This is a genomic window from Burkholderia sp. AU16482, assembly GCF_002223285.1.
Taxonomy (GTDB): domain Bacteria; phylum Pseudomonadota; class Gammaproteobacteria; order Burkholderiales; family Burkholderiaceae; genus Burkholderia; species Burkholderia semiarida.
In genome coordinates, this window is sequence record NZ_NKEY01000009.1 from 118,814 (window position 1) to 139,134 (window position 20,321).

At 67.7% G+C, this 20,321-nt stretch carries 20 protein-coding genes and 1 pseudogene; 13 read left to right on the forward strand and 8 right to left on the reverse strand.

The genetic code is table 11. The features are described from left to right. Positions 1–132: 132 nt before the first annotated feature. The 8 genes and pseudogenes from CFB35_RS31020 to CFB35_RS31055 all read left to right on the forward strand — a co-directional run bounded on the left by CFB35_RS31020 (position 133) and on the right by CFB35_RS31055 (position 7,176). Positions 133–1,557, forward strand: coding sequence for a M20 family metallopeptidase (locus CFB35_RS31020; RefSeq protein WP_089466066.1), 1,425 nt, complete (start codon positions 133–135; stop codon positions 1,555–1,557). A 49-nt stretch (positions 1,558–1,606) separates the two neighbouring features. Beyond that, positions 1,607–2,893 (forward strand): MFS transporter, encoded by a 1,287-nt coding sequence (locus CFB35_RS31025; protein ID WP_089466067.1) that lies wholly within the window; start codon positions 1,607–1,609, stop codon positions 2,891–2,893. A 91-nt stretch (positions 2,894–2,984) separates the two neighbouring features. Beyond that, positions 2,985–3,458 (forward strand): hypothetical protein, encoded by a 474-nt coding sequence (locus tag CFB35_RS31030; RefSeq protein ID WP_060967331.1) that lies wholly within the window; start codon positions 2,985–2,987, stop codon positions 3,456–3,458. An 83-nt stretch (positions 3,459–3,541) separates the two neighbouring features. Further along, positions 3,542–4,063, forward strand: a pseudogene (locus tag CFB35_RS31035) (methyl-accepting chemotaxis protein); the annotation flags it as partial. A gap of 213 nt (positions 4,064–4,276) precedes the next feature. Then, positions 4,277–4,954 carry a heavy metal response regulator transcription factor gene (locus CFB35_RS31040; RefSeq protein ID WP_060314447.1) on the forward strand — a complete coding sequence of 226 codons (678 nt, stop codon included), beginning with the start codon at positions 4,277–4,279 and terminating at the stop codon, positions 4,952–4,954. Continuing rightward, on the forward strand, positions 4,951–6,411 hold the full coding sequence (locus CFB35_RS31045; RefSeq protein WP_089466068.1) for a heavy metal sensor histidine kinase: 1,461 nt from the start codon (positions 4,951–4,953) through the stop codon (positions 6,409–6,411). Before CFB35_RS31040 ends, CFB35_RS31045 begins: the two co-directional genes overlap by 4 nt. Positions 6,412–6,580: 169 nt before the next feature. Next, positions 6,581–6,832 carry an AbrB/MazE/SpoVT family DNA-binding domain-containing protein gene (locus CFB35_RS31050; protein ID WP_081066622.1) on the forward strand — a complete coding sequence of 84 codons (252 nt, stop codon included), beginning with the start codon at positions 6,581–6,583 and terminating at the stop codon, positions 6,830–6,832. Then, positions 6,826–7,176, forward strand: coding sequence for a type II toxin-antitoxin system ChpB family toxin (locus CFB35_RS31055; protein WP_059579063.1), 351 nt, complete (start codon positions 6,826–6,828; stop codon positions 7,174–7,176). The genes CFB35_RS31050 and CFB35_RS31055 overlap by 7 nt, the downstream gene beginning before the upstream one ends. A gap of 466 nt (positions 7,177–7,642) precedes the next feature. Here the strand turns inward: CFB35_RS31055 and CFB35_RS31060 are convergent, their stop codons facing one another. Genes CFB35_RS31060 through CFB35_RS31070 form a run of 3 tightly spaced genes read right to left on the reverse strand, consistent with a single transcriptional unit; the run spans position 7,643 to position 13,936 of the window. Then, positions 7,643–9,184 (reverse strand): efflux transporter outer membrane subunit, encoded by a 1,542-nt coding sequence (locus CFB35_RS31060; RefSeq protein ID WP_089466069.1) that lies wholly within the window; start codon positions 9,182–9,184, stop codon positions 7,643–7,645. A gap of 31 nt (positions 9,185–9,215) precedes the next feature. Beyond that, positions 9,216–10,643, reverse strand: coding sequence for an efflux RND transporter periplasmic adaptor subunit (locus CFB35_RS31065; protein ID WP_089466070.1), 1,428 nt, complete (start codon positions 10,641–10,643; stop codon positions 9,216–9,218). A gap of 53 nt (positions 10,644–10,696) precedes the next feature. Continuing rightward, on the reverse strand, positions 10,697–13,936 hold the full coding sequence (locus CFB35_RS31070) for an efflux RND transporter permease subunit (RefSeq protein ID WP_089466071.1): 3,240 nt from the start codon (positions 13,934–13,936) through the stop codon (positions 10,697–10,699). A 211-nt stretch (positions 13,937–14,147) separates the two neighbouring features. On the opposite strand from CFB35_RS31070, the gene CFB35_RS31075 reads away from it, so the two are divergent. From CFB35_RS31075 to CFB35_RS31085, 3 genes are all read left to right on the forward strand, one after another. Beyond that, positions 14,148–14,615 (forward strand): MEKHLA domain-containing protein, encoded by a 468-nt coding sequence (locus tag CFB35_RS31075; protein WP_059579075.1) that lies wholly within the window; start codon positions 14,148–14,150, stop codon positions 14,613–14,615. A 222-nt stretch (positions 14,616–14,837) separates the two neighbouring features. Next, positions 14,838–15,143, forward strand: coding sequence for a DUF4148 domain-containing protein (locus tag CFB35_RS31080; protein ID WP_060314497.1), 306 nt, complete (start codon positions 14,838–14,840; stop codon positions 15,141–15,143). Positions 15,144–15,284: 141 nt separating this feature from the next. Continuing rightward, on the forward strand, positions 15,285–15,545 hold the full coding sequence (locus tag CFB35_RS31085; RefSeq protein WP_089466072.1) for a hypothetical protein: 261 nt from the start codon (positions 15,285–15,287) through the stop codon (positions 15,543–15,545). Here the strand turns inward: CFB35_RS31085 and CFB35_RS31090 are convergent. From CFB35_RS31090 to CFB35_RS31100, 3 genes are all read right to left on the reverse strand, one after another. After that, positions 15,473–16,615, reverse strand: a complete 1,143-nt coding sequence (locus CFB35_RS31090; RefSeq protein ID WP_089466073.1) for an FAD binding domain-containing protein — start codon at positions 16,613–16,615, stop codon at positions 15,473–15,475. The two genes, CFB35_RS31085 and CFB35_RS31090, sit on opposite strands and share 73 nt — an antisense overlap. A 40-nt stretch (positions 16,616–16,655) precedes the next feature. After that, positions 16,656–17,531: an alpha/beta fold hydrolase gene (locus CFB35_RS31095; RefSeq protein WP_089466074.1), complete on the reverse strand. Its 876-nt coding sequence runs from the start codon at positions 17,529–17,531 to the stop codon at positions 16,656–16,658. Positions 17,532–17,673: 142 nt separating this feature from the next. After that, positions 17,674–18,393 carry a TetR/AcrR family transcriptional regulator gene (locus CFB35_RS31100; protein ID WP_060314486.1) on the reverse strand — a complete coding sequence of 240 codons (720 nt, stop codon included), beginning with the start codon at positions 18,391–18,393 and terminating at the stop codon, positions 17,674–17,676. A 227-nt stretch (positions 18,394–18,620) separates the two neighbouring features. Between CFB35_RS31100 and CFB35_RS31105 the strand changes: the two genes are divergently transcribed. Both CFB35_RS31105 and CFB35_RS31110 read left to right on the forward strand, forming a co-directional pair. After that, positions 18,621–18,857 (forward strand): DUF1427 family protein, encoded by a 237-nt coding sequence (locus CFB35_RS31105; protein WP_089466075.1) that lies wholly within the window; start codon positions 18,621–18,623, stop codon positions 18,855–18,857. Then, on the forward strand, positions 18,839–19,576 hold the full coding sequence (locus CFB35_RS31110) for a YoaK family protein (protein ID WP_089466076.1): 738 nt from the start codon (positions 18,839–18,841) through the stop codon (positions 19,574–19,576). The genes CFB35_RS31105 and CFB35_RS31110 overlap by 19 nt, the downstream gene beginning before the upstream one ends. Positions 19,577–19,710: 134 nt before the next feature. Here CFB35_RS31110 and CFB35_RS35745 read toward each other — a convergent pair whose 3' ends face one another. Continuing rightward, on the reverse strand, positions 19,711–19,857 hold the full coding sequence (locus CFB35_RS35745) for a hypothetical protein (protein WP_373453028.1): 147 nt from the start codon (positions 19,855–19,857) through the stop codon (positions 19,711–19,713). Positions 19,858–19,886: 29 nt separating this feature from the next. Further along, positions 19,887–20,168, reverse strand: coding sequence for a XapX domain-containing protein (locus CFB35_RS31120; protein WP_089466077.1), 282 nt, complete (start codon positions 20,166–20,168; stop codon positions 19,887–19,889). Positions 20,169–20,321 lie beyond the last annotated feature (153 nt).

The following is a 20,321-nucleotide window of genomic DNA, read 5'->3' on the forward strand; positions in this document are numbered from 1 at the left end:
CGGGCCGCCAAGTTTGCGTTATTCGAAAGCAGGGCACGCAAAAAAGTCAATTGTAGTGCGCGTTTTGGCTCCGTACGCTTGATCCATCAAGGTCGAACAAGCCGCTCTTCCACGATACACGCGAGGATCACCATGACGCGCCATCAAGCAATCGACTCTGCCACAACATATTTCGATTCGGGGGGCTTTCTGAAAGATCTCGCGCGACGCGTCTCCATGACGACGGAAAGTCAGGATTCCGGACGGGACGGCGAGCTTCGAGCATACCTCGTCGACGAGATCGTCCCATCGATCGACCGTATCGGCTTTGAGTCTCGTATCGTCGAGAACCCGGTTGCGGGGAGCGCGCCGTTTTTGATCGCGACGCGTATCGAGGATCCCTCGCTTCCGACGATCCTGATGTACGGGCACGGTGATGTCGTCCGTGGCCATGACGGACAGTGGAAGGACCAGATGTCGCCATGGAACGTTACGGTTGAAGGAGACCGATGGTTCGGGCGGGGCACCGCCGACAACAAAGGGCAACACACGATCAACCTGGCCGCGCTGGAGCAAGTTATCGAGGCCAGGAATCGACGCCTGGGTTTCAATGCGACGCTGCTGCTCGAGATGGGGGAAGAAACCGGATCGCCCGGGCTGCGCGCGGTCTGCGAGCAGAACAAGGACCTACTCGCCGCCGACGTTCTGATCGCTTCGGATGGCCCTCGGGCCAGGTCGAACGTCCCATGCGTTTTTCTCGGGTCGCGTGGATTCGTGAACTTCACGCTTTCCGTCCGGCTCCGGTCGGGTGCCCATCATTCCGGAAATTGGGGAGGGGCGCTCGGCAATGCCGGAACCGTGCTCGCGAACGCGATCTCGTCGCTCGTCGACGGGCGCGGGCGGATCCTCGTCGACGCGCTGTTGCCGACGCATATTCCGGCTTCGGTACGCACGGCGCTGAAGCATATTGCCGTCGGTGGCGGGCCCGACGATCCTCACGTCGATGGCAATTGGGGCGAGCCCGATTTGACGGCCCAGGAGCGCGTCTATGCATGGAACGCGCTCGAAGTACTGGCCTTTACCACCGGTAACCCGACCAGCCCGATCGGCGCGATTCCGCCCGTCGCGCACGCGCATTGCCAACTCAGGTACGTCGTCGGTACGGATTGCGAGCGTATCGAAGAAGTTCTACGGCATCGCCTCGACGAATGCGGGTTCGACAGGGTCGAGGTTTCGATCGGCGAGCGAATGGGCGCTACGCGTCTGCCGCCGGAAGATCCGTGGGTCGCATGGGCGCTCGATTCGATCGAGCGGACGACCGGAAAGCAGCCGGATTTGCTTCCCAATCTTGGCGGGTCGCTGCCCAACGACGTCTTTTCCGAGGTTCTGGGCCTTCCGACGATCTGGATTCCGCACTCATACGGAGCCTGCTCCCAGCACGCACCGAACGAACACCTGCTTGGAAGTGTCGCGCGTGAGGCGCTGCAGATCATGGCCGGCATATTTTGGGATCTCGGGGAGTCGGCATCCGCCGTCCGGGATCGGCGCAAGGAAGGAGCGCTTGTCGTCCACGCATAAGACGCCAATTTTTTAATGCACTTGTCATCGTAAGTGAACGGAGAATGAGATGCGTACTATGGAAATGGTGGATGCCGCGCCGACGAGAGAACAAGCTCCAAACGTGTTGAGACTGGTGTCCGCCGCAACCGTCGGCAATGCCTTGGAGTGGTTCGACATACTGATTTACGGATTCTTCGCAATCTCAATTTCAAAGGCTTTCTTTCCTGCGTCGAGCAGCGGGGTATCCCTTCTTCTGACGTTCGGGACGTTCGCGATCTCGTATTTGGCCAGACCGATCGGAGCGCTGGTGCTGGGTTCGTATGCGGATCGTCGCGGCCGCAAGGCGTCGATGATGGTGTCGATCGTGACGATGATGATCGGCACGACGACGATCGCGCTGATGCCGAGTTACGAGTCGATCGGCGTGATCGCACCGATTCTGGTCATCTGCGCTCGGCTGCTTCAGGGATTTTCCGCGGGCGGCGAGTTCGGCAGCACAACCGCGTTTCTGGTGGAACAGTGTCCCGAGCGCAAGGGATTGTTCGCCAGCTTCCAGTTCGCGAGTCAAGGATTGAGCTATATGCTCGCGGCCGGTTTCGGCGTTCTCCTCACGTTGATCCTCGATGGAGACGCCATCGACGCATGGGGTTGGCGCATCCCGTTTCTCTTTGGTGTGCTGATCGGACCGGTCGGCCTGTACTTGCGAAAGCACGTGCATGAGGCCGACGGCGCAAGGCGTGAAAGGCCCGCATCGTTCCCGGTGAGGGAAGTGTTCGTCAATCAGAAAGCCAGAATGTTGCTGGCGATCGGTACGCTCGTTCTTTCTACCGGCGCCAGTTACGTCATTCTTTATATTCCGACCTACGCGGTACGTGAACTTCATCTGCCTGCCAGTTTCGGTTTCATTGCAACGACGTTGGCCGGCGCCATCCTGACGTTCGTTACGCCGTTCGTCGGTCATCTCTCGGACAGAATCGGCCGCATCAGGCTGATGATCTGGGCCGGGATAGCCTTCATTCTGACCATTTATCCGGTTTTCAAATTGCTTGGCGCGCATCCCGATCTGGGAAGACTCATTGCGATGATGGCCTGGATGGGGACGCTGAAGGCGGTCTATTTTGGCGCGCTGCCAGCGCTGATGGCGGAAGTATTTCCGACCGAAACGCGAGCGACGGGCATGGCGATCAGCTACAACATCGGCGTCACGCTGTTTGGCGGTTTCGCGCCGCTGATCGTCGCGTCGCTGATCCATCAGACGGGCAATCTGGCATCGCCGGCGTTTTATCTGATGCTGCTCGGCGTGCTGAGTCTGTTTGCATTGCGCGGCTGTCGATCGATGTTGAATCTCCGATAAGGCAGCGCATCGAGAGAACGCCGCACGGCCGAGCGATGGCTTCGCCGGGTGCGGTCCGAGACTTGTTTCGACGACATGCGAGGTGATCGGCATGAGTGCAAGGAAACTGGACGCGGTATCGTCGGGGGCTTCGACGTGGAACTGGCTGTTACCGCCTTCGGAGCGGGCTCGCGTGTGTGTCGTCATGGATCCGAGCCCCGGCGCGGCCGCGGTTTCAGCGGCCGTAGCCCGCTTCGCGGCGATGCCGGAAGTCGCGCTTCTCCAGATTGACGATCCCGTCGATGCGCATCGTGCATGGAGCGAGTCGCTCATGCCGGGTAACGTTCCCGATGCGGCGAAGACGAGGCCGGAATGCCGATTGAGTCGATTGCCGCGAGGCGTGCCGTTGCTGGTGTGGTCGACACGCCCGCAAGACCTCGACTGGCTCGGCGGCATCGACGGCAACAGGGTGCGTGCCCTCGTTACTTTCGACGGCGACGAGGTCGAAATGCAGGTATCTCGTCTGCTCGCGCTTGTTCTGAAGGAGTTGAAGCACGCGATCGCCGAGAACATGTTGATCCATTGATGCGATGAAAATCGCTTTGCCCGGCCGTCGCAGACCGAGCGGCTGGTCAGTGACTGGTCCCGGCAAATCGGTGTCGCGGTCACGTCGTGGAAACCATGAAGGGCATCAACGACAGCTCCCGCCAAATCTCGGACATCACGGGTGTCATCGACAGCATTGCCTTTCAGACGAACATTCTGGCCTTGAACGCCGCGGTCGAGGCCGCGCGCGCCGGCGAGCAGGGCAGGGGCTTCGCGGTGGTCGCCAGCGAAGTGCGCAGCCTGGCCGGACGTTCCGCCGATGCGGCCAGGGAGATCAAGAAGGTCATCGGCTCGAGCGTGGGGCGCGTGGCTCAAGGTTCGACCGAAGTCGAGCGCGCATGGGTGGCGATGACCGAAGTCGTGAACTCCATTCGTCGCGTCACCGAGACGATGCGTGAAATCAGTGCCGCGAGCGCCGAACAATCGCTCGGCGTGGCCCAGATCGGCGAAGCCGTCGGCCAGATGGAGCGCGCCACGCAGCAAAACGCCGCGTTGGTCGAGCAAACGGCGGCGGCGATCAGTCTGCGCCAGCAGTCACGGGAACGGGTGGAGGTCGTCTCGGTTTTTCGGCTTGGACGCAGTGAAGCCCCGTAGAGCCGGCGTGTTTAGGCATACGCGCCGCGATCGCGCTGGACCGACGGGACGGGAATCCGCGGCCTGGCGCCGCGACCGCACGCCAGGCTGACGGGCCGATTACCGTTTTGTCATCTACGCCGCTCGGGCCTGCACGGAGCGCGGCCGTGTCGCCGTTTCCGGGTAACATCGCCGTATGTCCCCACGAATGCGACGGAGCCGGCCATGCGCATCCTGATAGTCGAAGACGAACCGAAAACGGGCGCGTACCTGAAGAAAGGGCTCGAGGAATCGGGCTTCAGCGTCGATCTCGCGAAGGACGGCGCCGAAGGGCTGATGCTCGCGCAGGAAGAGCGTTACGACGTGATCGTGCTCGACGTGATGCTGCCCGTGCTCGACGGCTGGGGCGTGCTCAAGCGGCTGCGCGAGACGCACACGACGCCCGTGCTGTTCCTGACCGCGCGCGACGACGTGCACGACCGCGTGCACGGCCTCGAACTCGGCGCCGACGATTACCTCGTGAAGCCGTTCGCGTTCGTCGAGCTGCTGGCCCGCATCCGCACGCTCGCGCGTCGCGGGCCGCCGCGCGAGACCGAGCACCTGGCGGTCGGCGATCTGGAAATCGACGTGGTGCGCCGCCGCGTGAAGCGCGGCGCCACGCGAATCGACCTGACGCCGCGCGAATTCTCGCTGCTGCAACTGCTCGCGCGCCGGCAGGGCGAGGTGCTGAGCCGCACGCAGATCGCATCGTACGTGTGGGACATGAATTTCGACAGCGACACCAATGTCGTCGAGGTCGCGATCCGGCGCCTGCGCGCGAAGATCGACGACGCGTTTCCGGTCAAGCTGATCCATACCGTGCGCGGCGTCGGCTACGTGCTCGAGCCGAAGGACGGCGCATGACGCGCCCGCGCTCGCTCGCGGCGACACTCGCGCTCGCTTTCGCCGCGACCACGCTGGCCGCGTTCGCGCTCGTCGGCGCGTATGTGTATGCGGGCCTCGAGCGGCAGGTGAACACGCAGGACGATCTCGACATCGTGCTGGCCGCGCGCCACACGCGCCGGCTCGCGGGCGAGCTCGAGTCGCTCGATGCGGTTCGCGCGCACGCGGAGCGGCTGACGAGCCAGGTGCTGGGCAACGAGGCGCTGTCGATGGTCGTCGTCGATGCGCAGGGCGACGTGCTCGCGCGCCACAACGTCCGGCTCGCCGCGCTCGACGATGTACCCGCGGCCGCATCGGTTCCGCTGGCCGACGCGCAACTGTTCGCGCCGCACGCGGCGCCGGTTCCCGCGAACGACCGGATCACGGCTGACCGGCTCGTCACATGGACCGCCGCCGGCGGCACGCCGATGCGCGGCGTCGCGATCGAGGCCGCGCTCGGCGACCGCACGCCGATCCGCATCGCGATCGCCCGCAACATGCGCGACCGGGCCGAACTGCTCGACGGCTACCGCAACCGGCTCATGCTTGCCGGCGGCGTCGGCGCGCTGTTCGCGCTGCTGCTCGGCTACTGGCTGATCCGCAAGGCGCTCGCGCCGCTGCGCGAGATCGTCGACGACACCGGCCGGATCACGGTCGACAAGCTCGACACGCGACTCGACGCGTCGCGCGCGCCGCCGGAGCTGCGCGCGCTCGTCGATGCGCAGAATGCGATGCTCGGCCGCCTGCAGCAGGCGTTCTCGCATCTGTCGCAATTCAGCGCCGATCTCGCGCACGACTTGCGCACGCCGCTGAACAACATGCGCGGCGCCACCGAAGTCGCGCTCGCGCGGCCGCGTTCGGCCGACGAGTACCAGACGCTGCTCGAATCGAATCTCGAGGAATACGATCGCCTCGCGCGGATGATCGAGAACGTGCTGTTTCTCGCGCGCGCCGAGCATCCGAGCTTCGTCACGCGGCAGCGCGCATTCGACGTGCGCGACGAACTCGAGCGCATCGCCGAGTATTTCGAGGGGCTCGCCGACGAGGCGGGCTCGGCGCTGCGCGTCGACGGGCACGGGCAGTTGACCGCCGACGTCGAGCTGTTCCGCCGCGCGGTCGGCAACCTGCTCGCGAACGCGCTGCGTTACACGCCCGCCGGCGGCGTCATCACGCTGAGTGTCGATGAAACCGACGACGCGGTGCGCGTCGTCGTCGCGAATCCCGGCGAGCCGATCGATCCCGCGCTGTTGCCGCGGATCTTCGATCGCTTCGTGCGCGGCGACCCCGCGCGCAGCGGCGGCGCGCCGGGCGGCACGGCAGGGCTCGGCCTCGCGATCGTGCGCTCGGTGATGGAACTGCACGGCGGCACCGCGCAGGTCGAAAGCGACGCGCGCGGCACGCGCTTCGTGCTCACGTTCAACCGGCCGCCGGCTGCGTGACGGCGGGTTCGGGCTGCGCGGCCGCCGCGTGGTCCTTCGTGCCGGCGTTCGAAACAGGGCAGCCGTTTGCGGGGTCTTCAAACGAACCGAATGTAGAATCAATGTAGATACAAACGGCTTGCCATTTCTGCGGCGCGTGTCTACAATGGATAAACATTCGGAGCATGATATGGAACTCAAAATTCAGAAGTGGGGCAACAGTGCGGCCGTACGGCTTCCTGCTGTGTTGTTGGAGCAGATCGGCGCGTCGGCTGGCAGTTCTCTGCGCGCCGATGTACGGCCGGATGGCGTGTTGCTTTCACCCGCGCGGCGCAAATATTCGCTGGATGAACTCGTTGCGCAATGCGATCCGAAGGCTCCGCAACCGGCAGACCTCGTTGCGTGGGGTGAAGTCAAGCCCGTGGGACGTGAGGCATGGTGAGGCGCGTCAAGTTCGACCGTGGCGATATCGTGCGGGTTAGCCTGAATCCGACAGTGGGCAAAGAACAGCAAGGGGATTTCCGTCCCGCGCTGGTTCTGTCACCCGCCGCGTTCAACACGCTTGGCGTGGCGCTCGTCGCGCCAATTACGCAGGGCGGCGAATTCGCGCGATACGCGGGATTCGCTGTGCCGCTCTCGGGTTCGGGGACGGAGACGCAGGGCGTGGCGCTGGTGAACATGGTCCGCACGCTCGATCTCGAGGCGCGCGGCGCACGCAAGGTCGAGCGTGCCCCCATTGAAGTTGTCGAAGATGCGCTCGCTCGCCTGCAAACCATTTTGGAATGACGGGAAACGCCGGCCTCGCCGGTAAGTGACATCGCCAATCGACAGTGCGATCAACGCGTCGGTTCGCTGCCTCAAATGCGGCGCGCACGGCGTTGGCGCGTGCAACCGTGGGCGGCTGTTCGATGCGGAGCGTCTCGGCGACGTCATTGCCGGCGAATTGGTCGAAGCCCTGCTCGCAGATGGACAATTACGCGAGCACGCCCCAGCATTATTGGAGCTTGATCCAGAACGAGGCCGGGGACCATTCGCTTGCCAGCGGCAGGTCAACCGGACGTACGAGACCGGAGAGTGGCACCCAACTACCGCGAGGCAATCGACCCGGGCGCAAGTGATGGGGAAGACATGGTTCACATGACTGACGGTGATATGTCGCAGTGTGACGTCAACGAGCCGTATTACCGACGTGCAACCTTTCGTCCGCCGATCGAAGAGTTGAAATGGTGCTACGGCTGCGCGCCTCTCACGTTCAACCGGCCGCCGGCTGTGTGACGGCGGGTTCGGGCCGCACGGCACCCGCGTGTTCCTTCGCGCCGGTGTTCGATTCCGCGCCTGATTCCGCGCCCGCGCCCGCCTGCCAGCCGCCGCCCAACGCCTTCAGCAACCCGACCGCCGCCTCCATCCGGCGCGCGTCGATCTGATCGGCGGTGCGCCGGTTCGTCAGCGCGATCGTCTGCGCGGTCACCACATCGAGATAGCTGACGGCGCCGGCGTTGAAACGATTCGTCGTCAGCCGCAGCGACAGATCGGCCGCGTCGGTCGCGCGTTGCTGGCTGCCGGCTTCGGACGCGAGTGCATCGAGCGCGGACAACTGATCCTCGACCTGCTGGAACGCGACGAGCACGGTTTGCCGGTAATCGGCGACTGCGCCGTCGTATTGCGCATGCGCGCCGCGCAGCGATGCGCTGCGGCGGCCGCCGTCGAACAGCGTGCCGGCGAGCTGCGGGCCGAGCGACCAGAACAGGCTCGGCGCGGTGAGCCACGGCGCGAAGAACGAACTCTCGAGCCCCGCGCTCGCCGACAGCACCAGATCGGGAAAGAACGCGGCACGTGCCTCGCCGATCTGCGCGTTCGCGGCCGCGACGCGACGCTCGGCCGCCGCGATGTCGGGCCGCCGCTCCAGCAGTTGCGACGGCACGCCGGCCGGAATGGCCGGCACGTGGAACGCCTGCACGCGGGGCGGCAGCGCGAACGTCGACGCGCTTTCGCCGACGAGCGTCGCGATCGCATGCTGCAACTGCGCACGCGACGCGTCGATGTCGGTGTCCTGCGTGCGCGTCGATTCGAGTTGCGTCTGAGCTTGGGCGACGGCCGACGCGTCGATCGCACCGGCCGCGAGTTGCTGCCTGAGCAGCGTCAGTGCGTCCGCGTACGCGTGCACCGTGTCGTCGAGCAGTTGCTTCTGCGTGTCGAGCGAGCGCAGCGCGAAATAATCGGTCGCGAGTTCGGCCGTGACCGACAGCTTCACGGCCTGCAGGTCGGCCGCGCTCGCGGCCGCGTTCGCCTGCGCGCCCGTCACCGCATCGCGCACGCGACCGAACACATCGGGCTCCCAACTCGCGGCCACGCCGGCCTGGTAGTCGGGCGTCGTCTTGCCGGCGAGCGACGAGCCGAGCCGGTTCTGCGACACGCGCGCGCGGCTTTGCGCGACGCCCGCGGTGATCGTCGGCAGGAATCCGGCGTGCTGATAGTCGACCATCGCGCGTGCCTGCTGCAGATCGGCGACGGCTTTCTTCACCGTCTGGTTCGACACGTCGACGCGCGCTTCGAGCGCGTTCAGGTCGGCGTCGCCGAACACGGTCCACCACGCGCCGCGCGCGGCGGCGTCGGCCGGCATCGCGACGTGCCAGCCGGCCTGCGCGGCAGGTGCGGCCGGCGCGCCCGCGTAGTGCGCGGGCACCGCGACGGCGGGCGGCGAGTAGGGCGGCAGCGTCGAGCAGGCGGTCAGTGCGGCGGTGGCGGCGAGCGTGACGATGCGACGTGCGAACGGAAGCGGATGACGGAGGCGCATGGCAGGTATCTCGTGATTCGTCGTCGATGGGTCAGCCGCGGGCGGGCGCGGCAGCGGGTGTCGATGTAGCCGGTGCGGCGCCGACCGCGCGCGGCGGCGGCACGTTGCGTGCATCGGCCGCAGACGCCGGTTGCGCGGCCTGCGCGGCGGAAGCGGCCGAAGCGGCCGAAGCCGGCGAAGCAGCGACCGGCGCTGCATCGTGCGCGGTCGACACGATCTTCACGGTCTCCCCGGCCGTGATCGCATCGCCCGGGTTGTCGATCACGCGATCGGTTGCCGCGAGCCCCGCGACGATCTCCACCCGCGTGCCGAAATCGCGCCCGATCTGCACGATCTTCAGCGCGGTGCGCCCGTTCGCACCGACGGTGGCCACCGTCACGCCGTTCGGACGGAACAGCAGCGCGCTGACCGGCAGGTCGAGCGCCGGCGCCGCGCTCGGCACGACGAGATGCGCCTGCGCATACGCGCCGGGCATCAGCGCGCCGTCGCGATTGTCGACGTCGATCTCGACGCGCAGCGTGCGCGTGACGGGATCGATCGCGCCCGCGCTGCGCGCGACGCGCGCGGCGATGCGCCGCCCCGGATACTGCGGCGTCGTCAGGTAGACCGGCGTGCCGGTCGACACACCCGTCGCGCTGTCCTGCGGCACGTCGACGAACACGCGCAGCGTGTCCGTCTGTTCGAGGTGGAACAGTTCGCCGGACAGGCCCGGGCTGCCCGGCGTGCCGCCCGCGGTGACGAGCGTGCCGACGTCGACGTTGCGTGCGGTGATCACGCCGTCGAACGGCGCGGTGATGGATTCGTACGACACGAGTTCGGCAAGGTGCGCGACGTTCGCCTGCGCGGCGGCGAGCATCGCGCGCTTCGCGTTCATGTCCGCGACCTTCGTGTCGGTGTCCTGCTGCGACACCGATTGCGTCTTCAGCATGTCCTGCCAGCGCTGCGCGGTCGATTTCGCGTAGTCGTAGTTCGCCTGCGCGCTCGCTTCGTCCGCGCGCGCCTGGCGCAACTGCGCGTCGAGATCGGGCGCCGAGATCTGCGCGAGCGTCTGGCCGGCCTTCACGTGCGTGCCGAGATCGGCGCTCCAATGCGCGATATAGCCGCTCGTGCGCGCATAGATCGATGCGTCCGCATACGGCGTCACCGCGCCGGGCAAGGTCAGCGTCTGGTCGGCCGGCGCCGTGCCGGGCACGACGACCGACACCGGCAGCGCCCGCTGCGCGGCCACCTGCGCACGCTGTGCGGCGCGCGCGTCGATACGCGGCACGATGCCGAGCGCGAGCAGCGCGGCAGCGAGCGCGGCGGCCGCGAGCGGCACGGTCAGCTTGCGGCCGCGGCGAGCCGGCGGGGTGTCGGAGGCGGCGCCGCGCGCGGCAGGCGGCACGGCTGCGGCGGCGGGGGCCGCGGTGGCCGTTTCGGCGGCCGGCGGCGGGGCGACGGGTTCGATCGAGTCGTTCATGATGGGTCCGGGGTCGGGCGAATCGAAGGATGGGAAGGGGCGGCCGTGCGCGCTCAACGCAGTGCCGGCGTATCGGGCGCGGGCTGCGCGCGCCGGGCGGCCGCGGCGTCGCGGCGCCGCGCGAGCCACGCGTGGACGAAGCCGAACACCACCGGCACGAACAGCAGCGTCGACACCGTGCCGAACGCGAGGCCGCCAATCACCGCGCGGCCGAGCGGCGCATTCTGTTCGCCGCCGTCGCCGAGGCCGAGCGCCATCGGCAGCATGCCGATCAGCATCGCGAGCGCGGTCATCACGACGGGGCGGAAGCGGTTGAAGCCGGCATCGAGCGCCGCTTGCCACGGCGACGCGCCGCCCGCGAGCAGCTCGCGCGCCGCGTTCACGACGAGAATGCTGTTCGCGGTCGCGATGCCGATGCACAGGATCGTGCCGGTCAGCGCGGGCACCGACAGCGTGGTGCGCGTGACGAACAGCATCCATGCGATGCCGGCGAGCGACGCCGGCAGCCCGCCGACGATCACGAGCGGATCGAGCCACGACTGGAAGTTCACGACCATCAGCAGGTAGACGAGCGCGATCGCGAGCGCGAGGCCGCCGAGCAGGCCCGTGAACGATTCGTGCATCGCCTGCACCTGGCCGCGCAGCACGATCGACGAGCCGGGCGGCAGTTGCGCCCGTGCGGCGTCGACGAGCTTCGTCACGTCGGCCGTGACGCCGCCGAGGTCGCGCCCCTGCACCGACGCGAAGATGTCGAGCACCGGCTGCACGTTGTAGTGCGACACCACGGCCTGCTGCGTCGAGCGCGAGAACGTGCCGAGCGAGCCGAGCAGGTTCTGCGCGGGCGCGCCCGCGGCCGGGCCGCCGGCCGGCGTCTGCGGCGCGCGCGCGGTGCCGGCCGGCAGCGGCACGTTCGCGAGCGACTGCAGCGAATTCACCGTGTATTGCGGCGTCTGCACGAGCACCGGGTAGCTGACGCCGTTGCGCGGATCGAGCCAGAAGTTCGGCGTGGTCTGCGAACTGCCGGACAGCGCGATCAGCAGGTTCTGCGCGACGTCGCGCTGTTCGAGGCCGGCCTGGATCGCCTTCGTGCGGTCGACGTTCACGTTGATCGCCGGTTCGTCGCCGGGCTGCTGGATGCGCGCGTCGACGAGCCCGCGCACGCCGCGCAGCTTCGCGAGCAGCGCATTCGCGACCGCGCGGTTCTGGTCGAGCTTGTTGCCGACGATCTGGATGTCGATCGGCGCGGGCAGCCCGAAGTTCAGGATCTGGCTGACGATGTCGGCCGGCAGGAACGCGAACGTCACGCCGGGGAACGACTGCGCGAGCACGTTGCGCAGCTTCGCGACGTATGCGGCCGTCGACGCGTGATTCGGTTTCAGCGTGACGAGCACGTCGGCGTCCTCGGTGCCGATCGGGTCGGACGAGTCGTACGTGAGGTTGATCCCGCTCACCGGCACGCCGATGTTGTCGAGCACGCCCGCGAGTTCGTTCGCCGGAATCACGCCGCGGATCTTGGCTTCGACTTCGTCGGTCAGCCGCGCGGTTTCCTCGATCCGCGTGCCGGTCGGCGCGCGCAGGTGCAGGCGGATTTCACCGGTGTCGACCGACGGAAAGAAGTCCTGCCCGGCGAACGCGTAGAGGCCCGTCGACGCGACGCACGCGAGCAGGAACGCGGCCGCGAAGCGGCGGCGCCGCGCGATCGCCGCCGAGAGCAATGCGCGATAGCGCAGCCGCACGGCCTCGAAGCGATGCTCGAACGCGGCCTGGAAACGCGCGACGCGCGCGAATACGCCGCGCGGCGGCCGGCCTTGCCCCTTCGCGCGCATCAGCGCCATCGCGAGCGTAGGCACCAGCGTGCGCGAGAAGAAGTACGACGCGATCATCGCGAAGATCACGGCCTCGGCCAGCGGCACGAACAGATAGCGCGCGACGCCCGTGAGCAGGAACATCGGCACGAACACGATGCAGATCGACAGCGTCGACACGAAGGTCGGCACCGCGATTTCGCCCGCGCCGGTCAGAATGGCTTCCTCTAGCGGCGCGCCGAGCTCCAGATGATGCGTGATGTTCTCGATCGCGACGGTCGCGTCGTCGACGAGGATCCCGACCGCGAGCGCGAGCCCGCCGAGCGTCATGATGTTGATGGTCTGGCCGAGCACGGACAGCGCGAGCAGCGACGTGAGCACCGCGAGCGGAATCGATACCGCGATGATCAGCGTCGCGCGCCAGCTGCCGAGAAACAGCAGGATCATCAGCGCGGTCAGGCACGCGGCGATCAGCGCCTCGCGCACGACGCCCTGGACCGCCGCCTTCACGAACACGGACTGATCGTCGAGCGGCGAAATGTGCAGCGCCTTCGGCAGCCCGGCCGCGATCTTCGGCAGCATCGCCTTCACCTGGTCGATGATCGTCAGCGTCGACGCGCTGCCGGTCTTCTCGACCGTCAGCAGCGCCGCGCGCTTGCCGTCCACGCGCACGATGTTGGTCTGCGGCGCGTAGCCGTCGCGAACGTGCGCGACGTCGCGCACGTACACGACGTTGCCGCCGATCGTCTTCACCGGCAGGTCGTTCAGCGCGGCGACCGTCTGCGTGCTGCCGTTCATCTGCACGTTGTATTCGTGCGTGCCGATCTTCGCGGTGCCGCCCGGCAGGATCAGGTTCTGCGCGTTGATCGCGTTCACGACGTCGATCGGCGCGAGCCCCTTCGCCTGCAGCGCGCGCGTATCGAGATCGACGACGATCTGGCGGATCTTGCCGCCGAACGGCAGCGGCACGGCCGCGCCCTGGACGGTCGCGAGCTGCGTGCGGATGAAGCTGTTGCCGAGGTCGTACAGCTGCTGCTCGGCGAGCGTGCCGCTCGACAGCCCGAGCTGCAGGATCGGCACCGTCGACGCGTTGTACGTGATGATGTTCGGCGGCAGCGTGCCGGGCGGCAGGATGCGCAGGATCGACGCGGCGTTGCTCGCGGCTTCCGCGATCGCGCGATTGATGTCGGCGCCCGGATGGAAGAAGATCTTCACGACGGACACGCCGTTCAGCGACTGCGACTCGATGTGCTCGATGTCGTCGACGTCGGACGTGAGCGCGCGCTCGTAGTTCGACGTGATCCGCTTGGCCATGTCCTCCGCGGAGAAGCCGTTGTACGACCAGACGATGCTGACGACCGGAATGTCGATGCTCGGAAAAATGTCGGTCGGCGTGCGCAGCAGGGCAAGCGGCCCCGCGATGAAGATCAGCAGCGCGAGTACGACGAACGTGTAGGGCCTGCGTAACGCCAGCCGGACGATCCACATGATGGTGCTCCTCGAAGCAGGGCTCGGATGCGCATTCGATGCGACGAGCATGCAGTCTGCCGGCGCGGCGTTGACCCGACCCTGACCCGAAGATTACGAAGTCGTTATCTGTGCGGATGCGGCGGCGCCGGCCGCGCCGCTTCGTCCCTATAATGTCCGGCCGTGAACCTTCACGCGTTCCCGTATCCCGCCGCTTTCAGGAGCCTGACCGATGTCGTTGCGCACCGATGCAGATTTCTTCCTCCTTCTCGCCGATTCCTACCGCCGGCTGTTGCACCGCCCGCTCGTTCCCGACGGGATGAGCGCGTCCGACGGCGCCGCGTGGCTGTACGAGACGGCGCCGTTCGGCGTGCTGGCGCACGACACGTCGGCCGATCCGGTGTTCGTGTACGGCAACCGGCGCGCGCAGGCGATTTTCGAATACGACTGGGACGAACTGACGGCGTTGCCGTCGCGCCTGTCGGCGGAGCCGATGGAGCGGCGCGAGCGGCAGATATTCCTCGACAAGGTGATGCGGGACGGCTTCGTGTCCGGATACCGCGGCGTGCGGGTCACGAAATCCGGCAAGCGGTTCTGGATCGAGCGCGCGACCGTGTGGCAGCTCACGGACGCAGACGGAATCGTGCGCGGCCAGGCCGCGATGATTCCGGAAGTGCGGCCGCTCGACGCGTCCGCATGAACGCGACGGTCGTCCGACGTGCGCGCCTGCGCGGTGCCCGGCGAGCCGGGCGCCCCTGCACGACGGGCGCCCGCGCCCGGATAACAAAACCGTAATCGAAGCCTCACCTTCAGGAAAGCGCGCGAATCGCAGAATGATCCCAACTCTTCATCACATCGATGGGGAGCGGATGTCCGGCCTGATCTGCGGACGCGAACACGCCATCTTTGAGAGGTGAACATCATGAACAACCTGATTCGTGCAGTCCTGCTTTCCTGTGCGCTGAGCGCACCGATCGTCGCATTTGCGCAAACCGCCGACCATGCGCTCACACGGGCCGACGTGCGCGCCGATCTCGTCCGTGTCGAAAAGGCCGGTTATCGGCCGGTCGGCAGCGATCCTTACTATCCCGAGGACATCCAGGCAGCGGAGGCGAAGGTCGCCGCCCAGCATCCGCAGTCGGTCGCTGCACGGCCGGATGCCGCCGCCGCGACGGGCGTGCCTTCGCTCGCATCGCTCGACACGCAGCAATTGTTCGAGCACCACTGAACGCGGTTTTTTCAGCCGCCGTCCGCCGCCGGCGTCGGGTCATTCGACGCCGGCAACGCACCCGTCACGCAACGAATCGCTTTCGCTCGCGCGGTCGTGCCGGCGGCGCGTCCCCATCGAATCGTTCTCGGGAGTGTCATCATGAACCGCAAGCTTGTCGCCGCCGCGTTGCTCGCTCTTTGCGTCGGCACGGCCGCCGCCACGCCGGCCTTCGCGCGCGGCCAGCCGCAACTGCCGGATGACGACGGCGGGCGCGCGAGCGTGCTGCACGCGCTCGACCCGGAGTCCGATGCGCCGCGCCCGGCGCATGACACGCGGCCCGCGAACGCTCAGGCCGCGCCCATCAAACGTGCGCCGAGCGCGATTCCGCGCGCGGCGATCGATGCGCTGGCGGCGCGCTGACGGGCGTCCCAGCCGGCCAGCCCGGCGTCGAACCTGCTGCCGGGCGCGACGTCGCGCAACGCCTGCGCGAGACCGACCGCATCGTCGGCCGCTTTCGCGACGCCCGCCGCCGTGTGCGGGCGCACCATGCAGGCGGCGTCGCCGAGCAGCACCGCGCGCCCGAACACCATTCGCTCGACCGCGAGATCGAGGATCGCCTGCGCGAACGGCGCGGGTGTCGCATCCACCAGCGCGGCGAGCGTCGGCGCGAGCATCCGGTCGGCGGCGTCGACGAGTTCCGCGCGGTTGTCGTCGCGCATCGCGCCGGGCGGCAGCGATCCGTCGCGCTGCGTGCCGTCGCGTGCAAGGAACAGCGATGCCAGCCGGTCGGACGCGAGACGCCGGTACCACACCCAGTTCACGCGCCGCTCGCCCGGTTCGAGCGCGCCGTCGGCGCCGGGCACCAGATAGGTGAGGAACAGGTGCCGGTCGCCTTGCTGGAACGTGAAGCGTTCGCGCAGCAGAACCAGCACCTGCTCGGGCAGCGCGCGTTCGTCGACGAGCCCGCGCCACGCGACATAGCCCGCATACGTCGGCCGTACGTCCGGCAGCAACTGCGCGCGCACGGTGGAGCGGCCGCCGTCCGCGCCGATCAGCAGGTCGGCCGTCTCGGCATGGCCGCTCGCGAAGTGCGCGACGATCCGCGCGCCGTCCTGCTCGAACCGCTCGAACGCGTCGCCGGCGTGGAGGATGCCGGCCGGCAGCGCACGCTTGAGCGCCGTGTAGATCACGTTCCACGCGGTCTGCGTCTGCGGCATCGCGAAGCGTTGCACGATCCGGTCCTGTGCGTCGACGTAGATCCGGTCGATCGAATCGACGCCGGCCTCGCGCGGCAGCGGCACGCCGCCGAACGCGAACGCGCGCTCGATCGGCGGCTGCAGCACGATGCCGCCGCCGCGGCTGTCGAGTTCGTGCGGCGATTGCTCGAATACGCGGACGTCCCAGCCGGCCGCGCGCAACGCGGTCGCCGCGAACAGCCCGCCGACCGATCCGCCGGCGATGACGGCCTTGCGGCCCGATCCGTGTCCCATCCGATGGTCCTCCGATGATGCCGCGTGCAGCGGCGTTGCGTCAGCCGGCCCAGCCGCGCAGGAAATCGAGCAGCAGCATGTTCACGCGCTCGGGCTGCTCCTCGTGCGGCAGGTGCCCGCACAGCGCGATCGGCTCGGCCCGCAGGTTCGCCGCCATGCCTTCCCATACGGCCTTCATGTCGAACATCTTGCCGACCGCGTAGAAATCCTCGCCCCAGATCGCCATGGTCGGGCACCCGATCCTGACATCCGCATCGACGAGATCCTGCTGCACGTCTTCCGCGTTCGCGCGATAGTCGGCCAACGCGCCGCGCACGGCCCCCGGGCGCCGATACGCGCGTACGTACGTGTCGAATGCATCGCCCGAGATCGCATGCGGGTTGTAGCACCAGTCGGCGAAGAAATAGCTGAGCCATTCGGCTTCCTTGCCCGCGATCAGCGCCTCCGGCAGGTCGGGCACCTGGTGGAACAGGAAGAACCAGTACGCGCGCGCCGTTTGCGCGGTCATGTTCTGCGCGACGATGCGCGTCGGCACGTTGTCCATCACGACGAGCCGCTCGACGCGCGCGGGGAAGTCCTTCGCGAAACGCGTCGCGACGCGTGCGCCGCGATCGTGGCCGACGAGCGCGATGCGGTCGATGCCGAGCGCATCGAGCAGCGCGGCGAGATCGCGCGCCATGTTGCGCTTGTCGTAGCCGGCCGCGGGCTTGTCGGTTTCGCCGTAGCCGCGCAGGTCGGGCGCGATCACGCGGTAGTGCCGCGCGAGCACCGGGATCTGGTGGCGCCACGCGAAGCTGGTTTCGGGAAAGCCATGCAGCAGCACGACGACGGGCCCGGCGCCGGCATCGATGACGTGCTGGCGGATGCCGTTCGCGGTAATGGTGTGATGGGTGAGTGCGAGCGTGTCGGTCGTCATGTGGGAGCCCCGGTTCGATGCGGACGGTGCGCGGTACGGCACGCGTCCAATGCTGTCCGAGCATAGGGCAAGCAGCGACCGTCGCGGCTGAATCGTTCTGAATCGGCCCGGGCGCGGTGCAACGCCACGCCGCGCCGCGGCATCACGAGCGGCGGGCGCGCTTCGCGGCTGCGTCGGACGCGACACGCTTCAGCGCGGCCGGCGTGCCGTTCAGGAACGCGTCGATCTGCCGTTCGATTTCCGCGTCGAGATCGTCGGGTACCGGCAGCCCGTATACCCACTTGCGCACGCCGAGATAGAAGATGCTCGCGTGCAGGCTCCACACCAGTTCGATTTCCGCATTGCGCTGCGCTTCCGACGCCGGCGTCGCGATGTCGTACGCATGCCGCAGCTCGCGCAGCACCGGCAGGAACACGCGTTCGCGCAGCCGCGACAGATAGCGCGTGTTGAAGCCCTCGCGGCTGAGCCCCGCGAAGATGAACGTGCGAATCCATTCGCGCCGCAGGATCGTCTGCGCATACGACCGGTAGAACGCGACGAGCCGCTGCTGCAGCGGAACCGAGCGGTCGGCGATCAGTTTTTCCCACTCGGGATCCCACGTGTAGACCTCGTCGTATACGCGATCGATCAGCGCTTCCTTGCTCGGGAAATACCGGTAGAGCAGCGGCTGGGTCACGCCGATCTGCCGCGCGAGCTCGCGCGTGCTGCCGGAAAAACCGTGGGTCGCGAAGTGTTCGACCGCCTTTTCGACGATCTGCCGCTCGCGCGCTTCCGGCGTGAGGCGGCGGCCCGATGTGGCGGCGGTGTCGTCGGCGGTCGCCCCGCGCGTGCGGGGCGCTGCCTTGCGCTTGGTGTCGGTCATGCGTCGGCTCCTGAATGCGGCCATTCTGCACTTATCGATCGAAAAATAGCAAGGCGCGCCACCGCGAAGCCGGCCACGCGGCGCGGGCGTCGCCGCCCCGCGCGTTCAGAACGATTCAGTTCGCCGCCATGACTTTCAGGCCCGCATTCCGTAGTCTTGCTCCCGAGCCGCCGCACGCGGCCGAATCCCTTCGGCCGGCCCGGCCGGCGGCGTAACCGGAACGGACCATGCCTTACCTGATCTCGCCGGGAGCCGGCATCGCAGTCGGCCTCCCGCACCCCCTCGTGCGCGTGCAATCGCCCGCGCCGCCGCCGATCGCCCTGGCGGGCCGGCTCGGCCTCGTCTTGCGCGAGCATGCGGTCGCGCTCGCGCGGGCGCAATGGCGCGCGCGCGCCGCGCAGGTCCGCGATGCGGGCACCGTCGACCCAACCGCGGAAGCCACGACATGCAGCCCGCGCAAGTAACGGCAGCGGGCGCGGCGGCCCCCGATCGCCTGCGCGGCGAGGATGTGTTTCTCGCATCGATCGCCGGCTACGTCGACACGCTCGGCTTCGTCGCGCTGTTCGGGCTCTTCACCGCGCACGTTACCGGCAACTTCATCCTGATCGGCTCGGGCCTCGCCGGTGTCGGCCAGGGCCTGATGATCAAGTGGCTCGCGTTTCCGGCATTCATCGCGGGCATCGTGGCCGCCCGCCTGCTCGATCACCGGATGCGCGTGCGCGGGCATGGCCCGCGGGCGCGCTCGCTGTACGCGCTGCAGACGATCCTGCTGGCCGGCTTCATGCTCGCGGGCGTCGCGGCGTCGCCGATCGGCAGCGCCGATGCGCCCGCGACGATCGTCTGCGGGCTGCTGGGTGCGGCGGCAATGGGCGTGCAGAACGCGCACGGCCGGCTGACCGCGCGCACCGTCGTCGCGAACACCGTGATGACCGGCAACGTCACGCAGGCGGTCATCGATGCATTCGACTGGCTCGTGCCGATCGCCGCGCCGGCCGAACGGGAAGCCGCGCGCGCGCGGCTGCGACGCACGCTGCCGCCGGTCGCCGGGTTCGCGCTCGGTGCGGGCGCCGGCGCGAGCGCCTACCTGTACGCCGCGTTCTGGGCGCTGGCGCTGCCGCTCGCGATGCTCGCTTTCCTCACCTGGCGCGCCGGCCGGACCGGCGAGACGTCCGCGGCGCGTTGAACGCCGATGCCGCACGCGGCGTCGGCTGTCTGCAGCATCGGCGGCGGCGAAGCCGCTCCCGTTTCTTCATTCCGTCAACGCTGGCTTCAAGAATGGCTTGATTCGGGTCGGCAAGCGCCAGACGCCTCGACCGTTCACGGCTGATCGCCCGGAAACCGACACTCGGGGTGGCGGATGCGCAAATCACGCACAACGCGCGACTTCGCGCGCTGCGCCTTCCGTTCACGCTGTTCGGCAGCATCAAGAAGATGACGGCCTTCGTCGACGACGACGCGGCCCATGCGCGTGAGCTTCGCTCGACGTGTGCCTGTCACGTCGGTGTCGATTCGCGGTGCTTCACGGAAGCGTCGGAGGTGTGAGCGCCAGGTAACGGGCCGAACATGTGCTGACTGCACTTCGCGTCGCGCCACGCGGTTCCCGGTCGAATGCCGTCGAGCATCCGTCGCACCACGGGAAGAATCTGTTCGCCGGTCAGAATGCCAAGCAGGCCGGCGAGAGCGACAGCGGGCGGCGCCGGCGATTGCACGCCGATCAGCGCGTAGACGACGCCGGCGAGGATGCCGGCGAAAAGCGAAGCAGTGTACGGTTTCATCGTTCTGGAATGAAGTGACAGCCGTTAAAAATACGGATACCTCCCGGTCTGGCGTCGATCCGAAAGTCTTGGGCCAGCCTATCAGGTCGGCGCGCTCGTCGTTGGCGCATTCAATGAAATTCAGAACTTTTCAGTCTGAATGTCGAGCGTGGC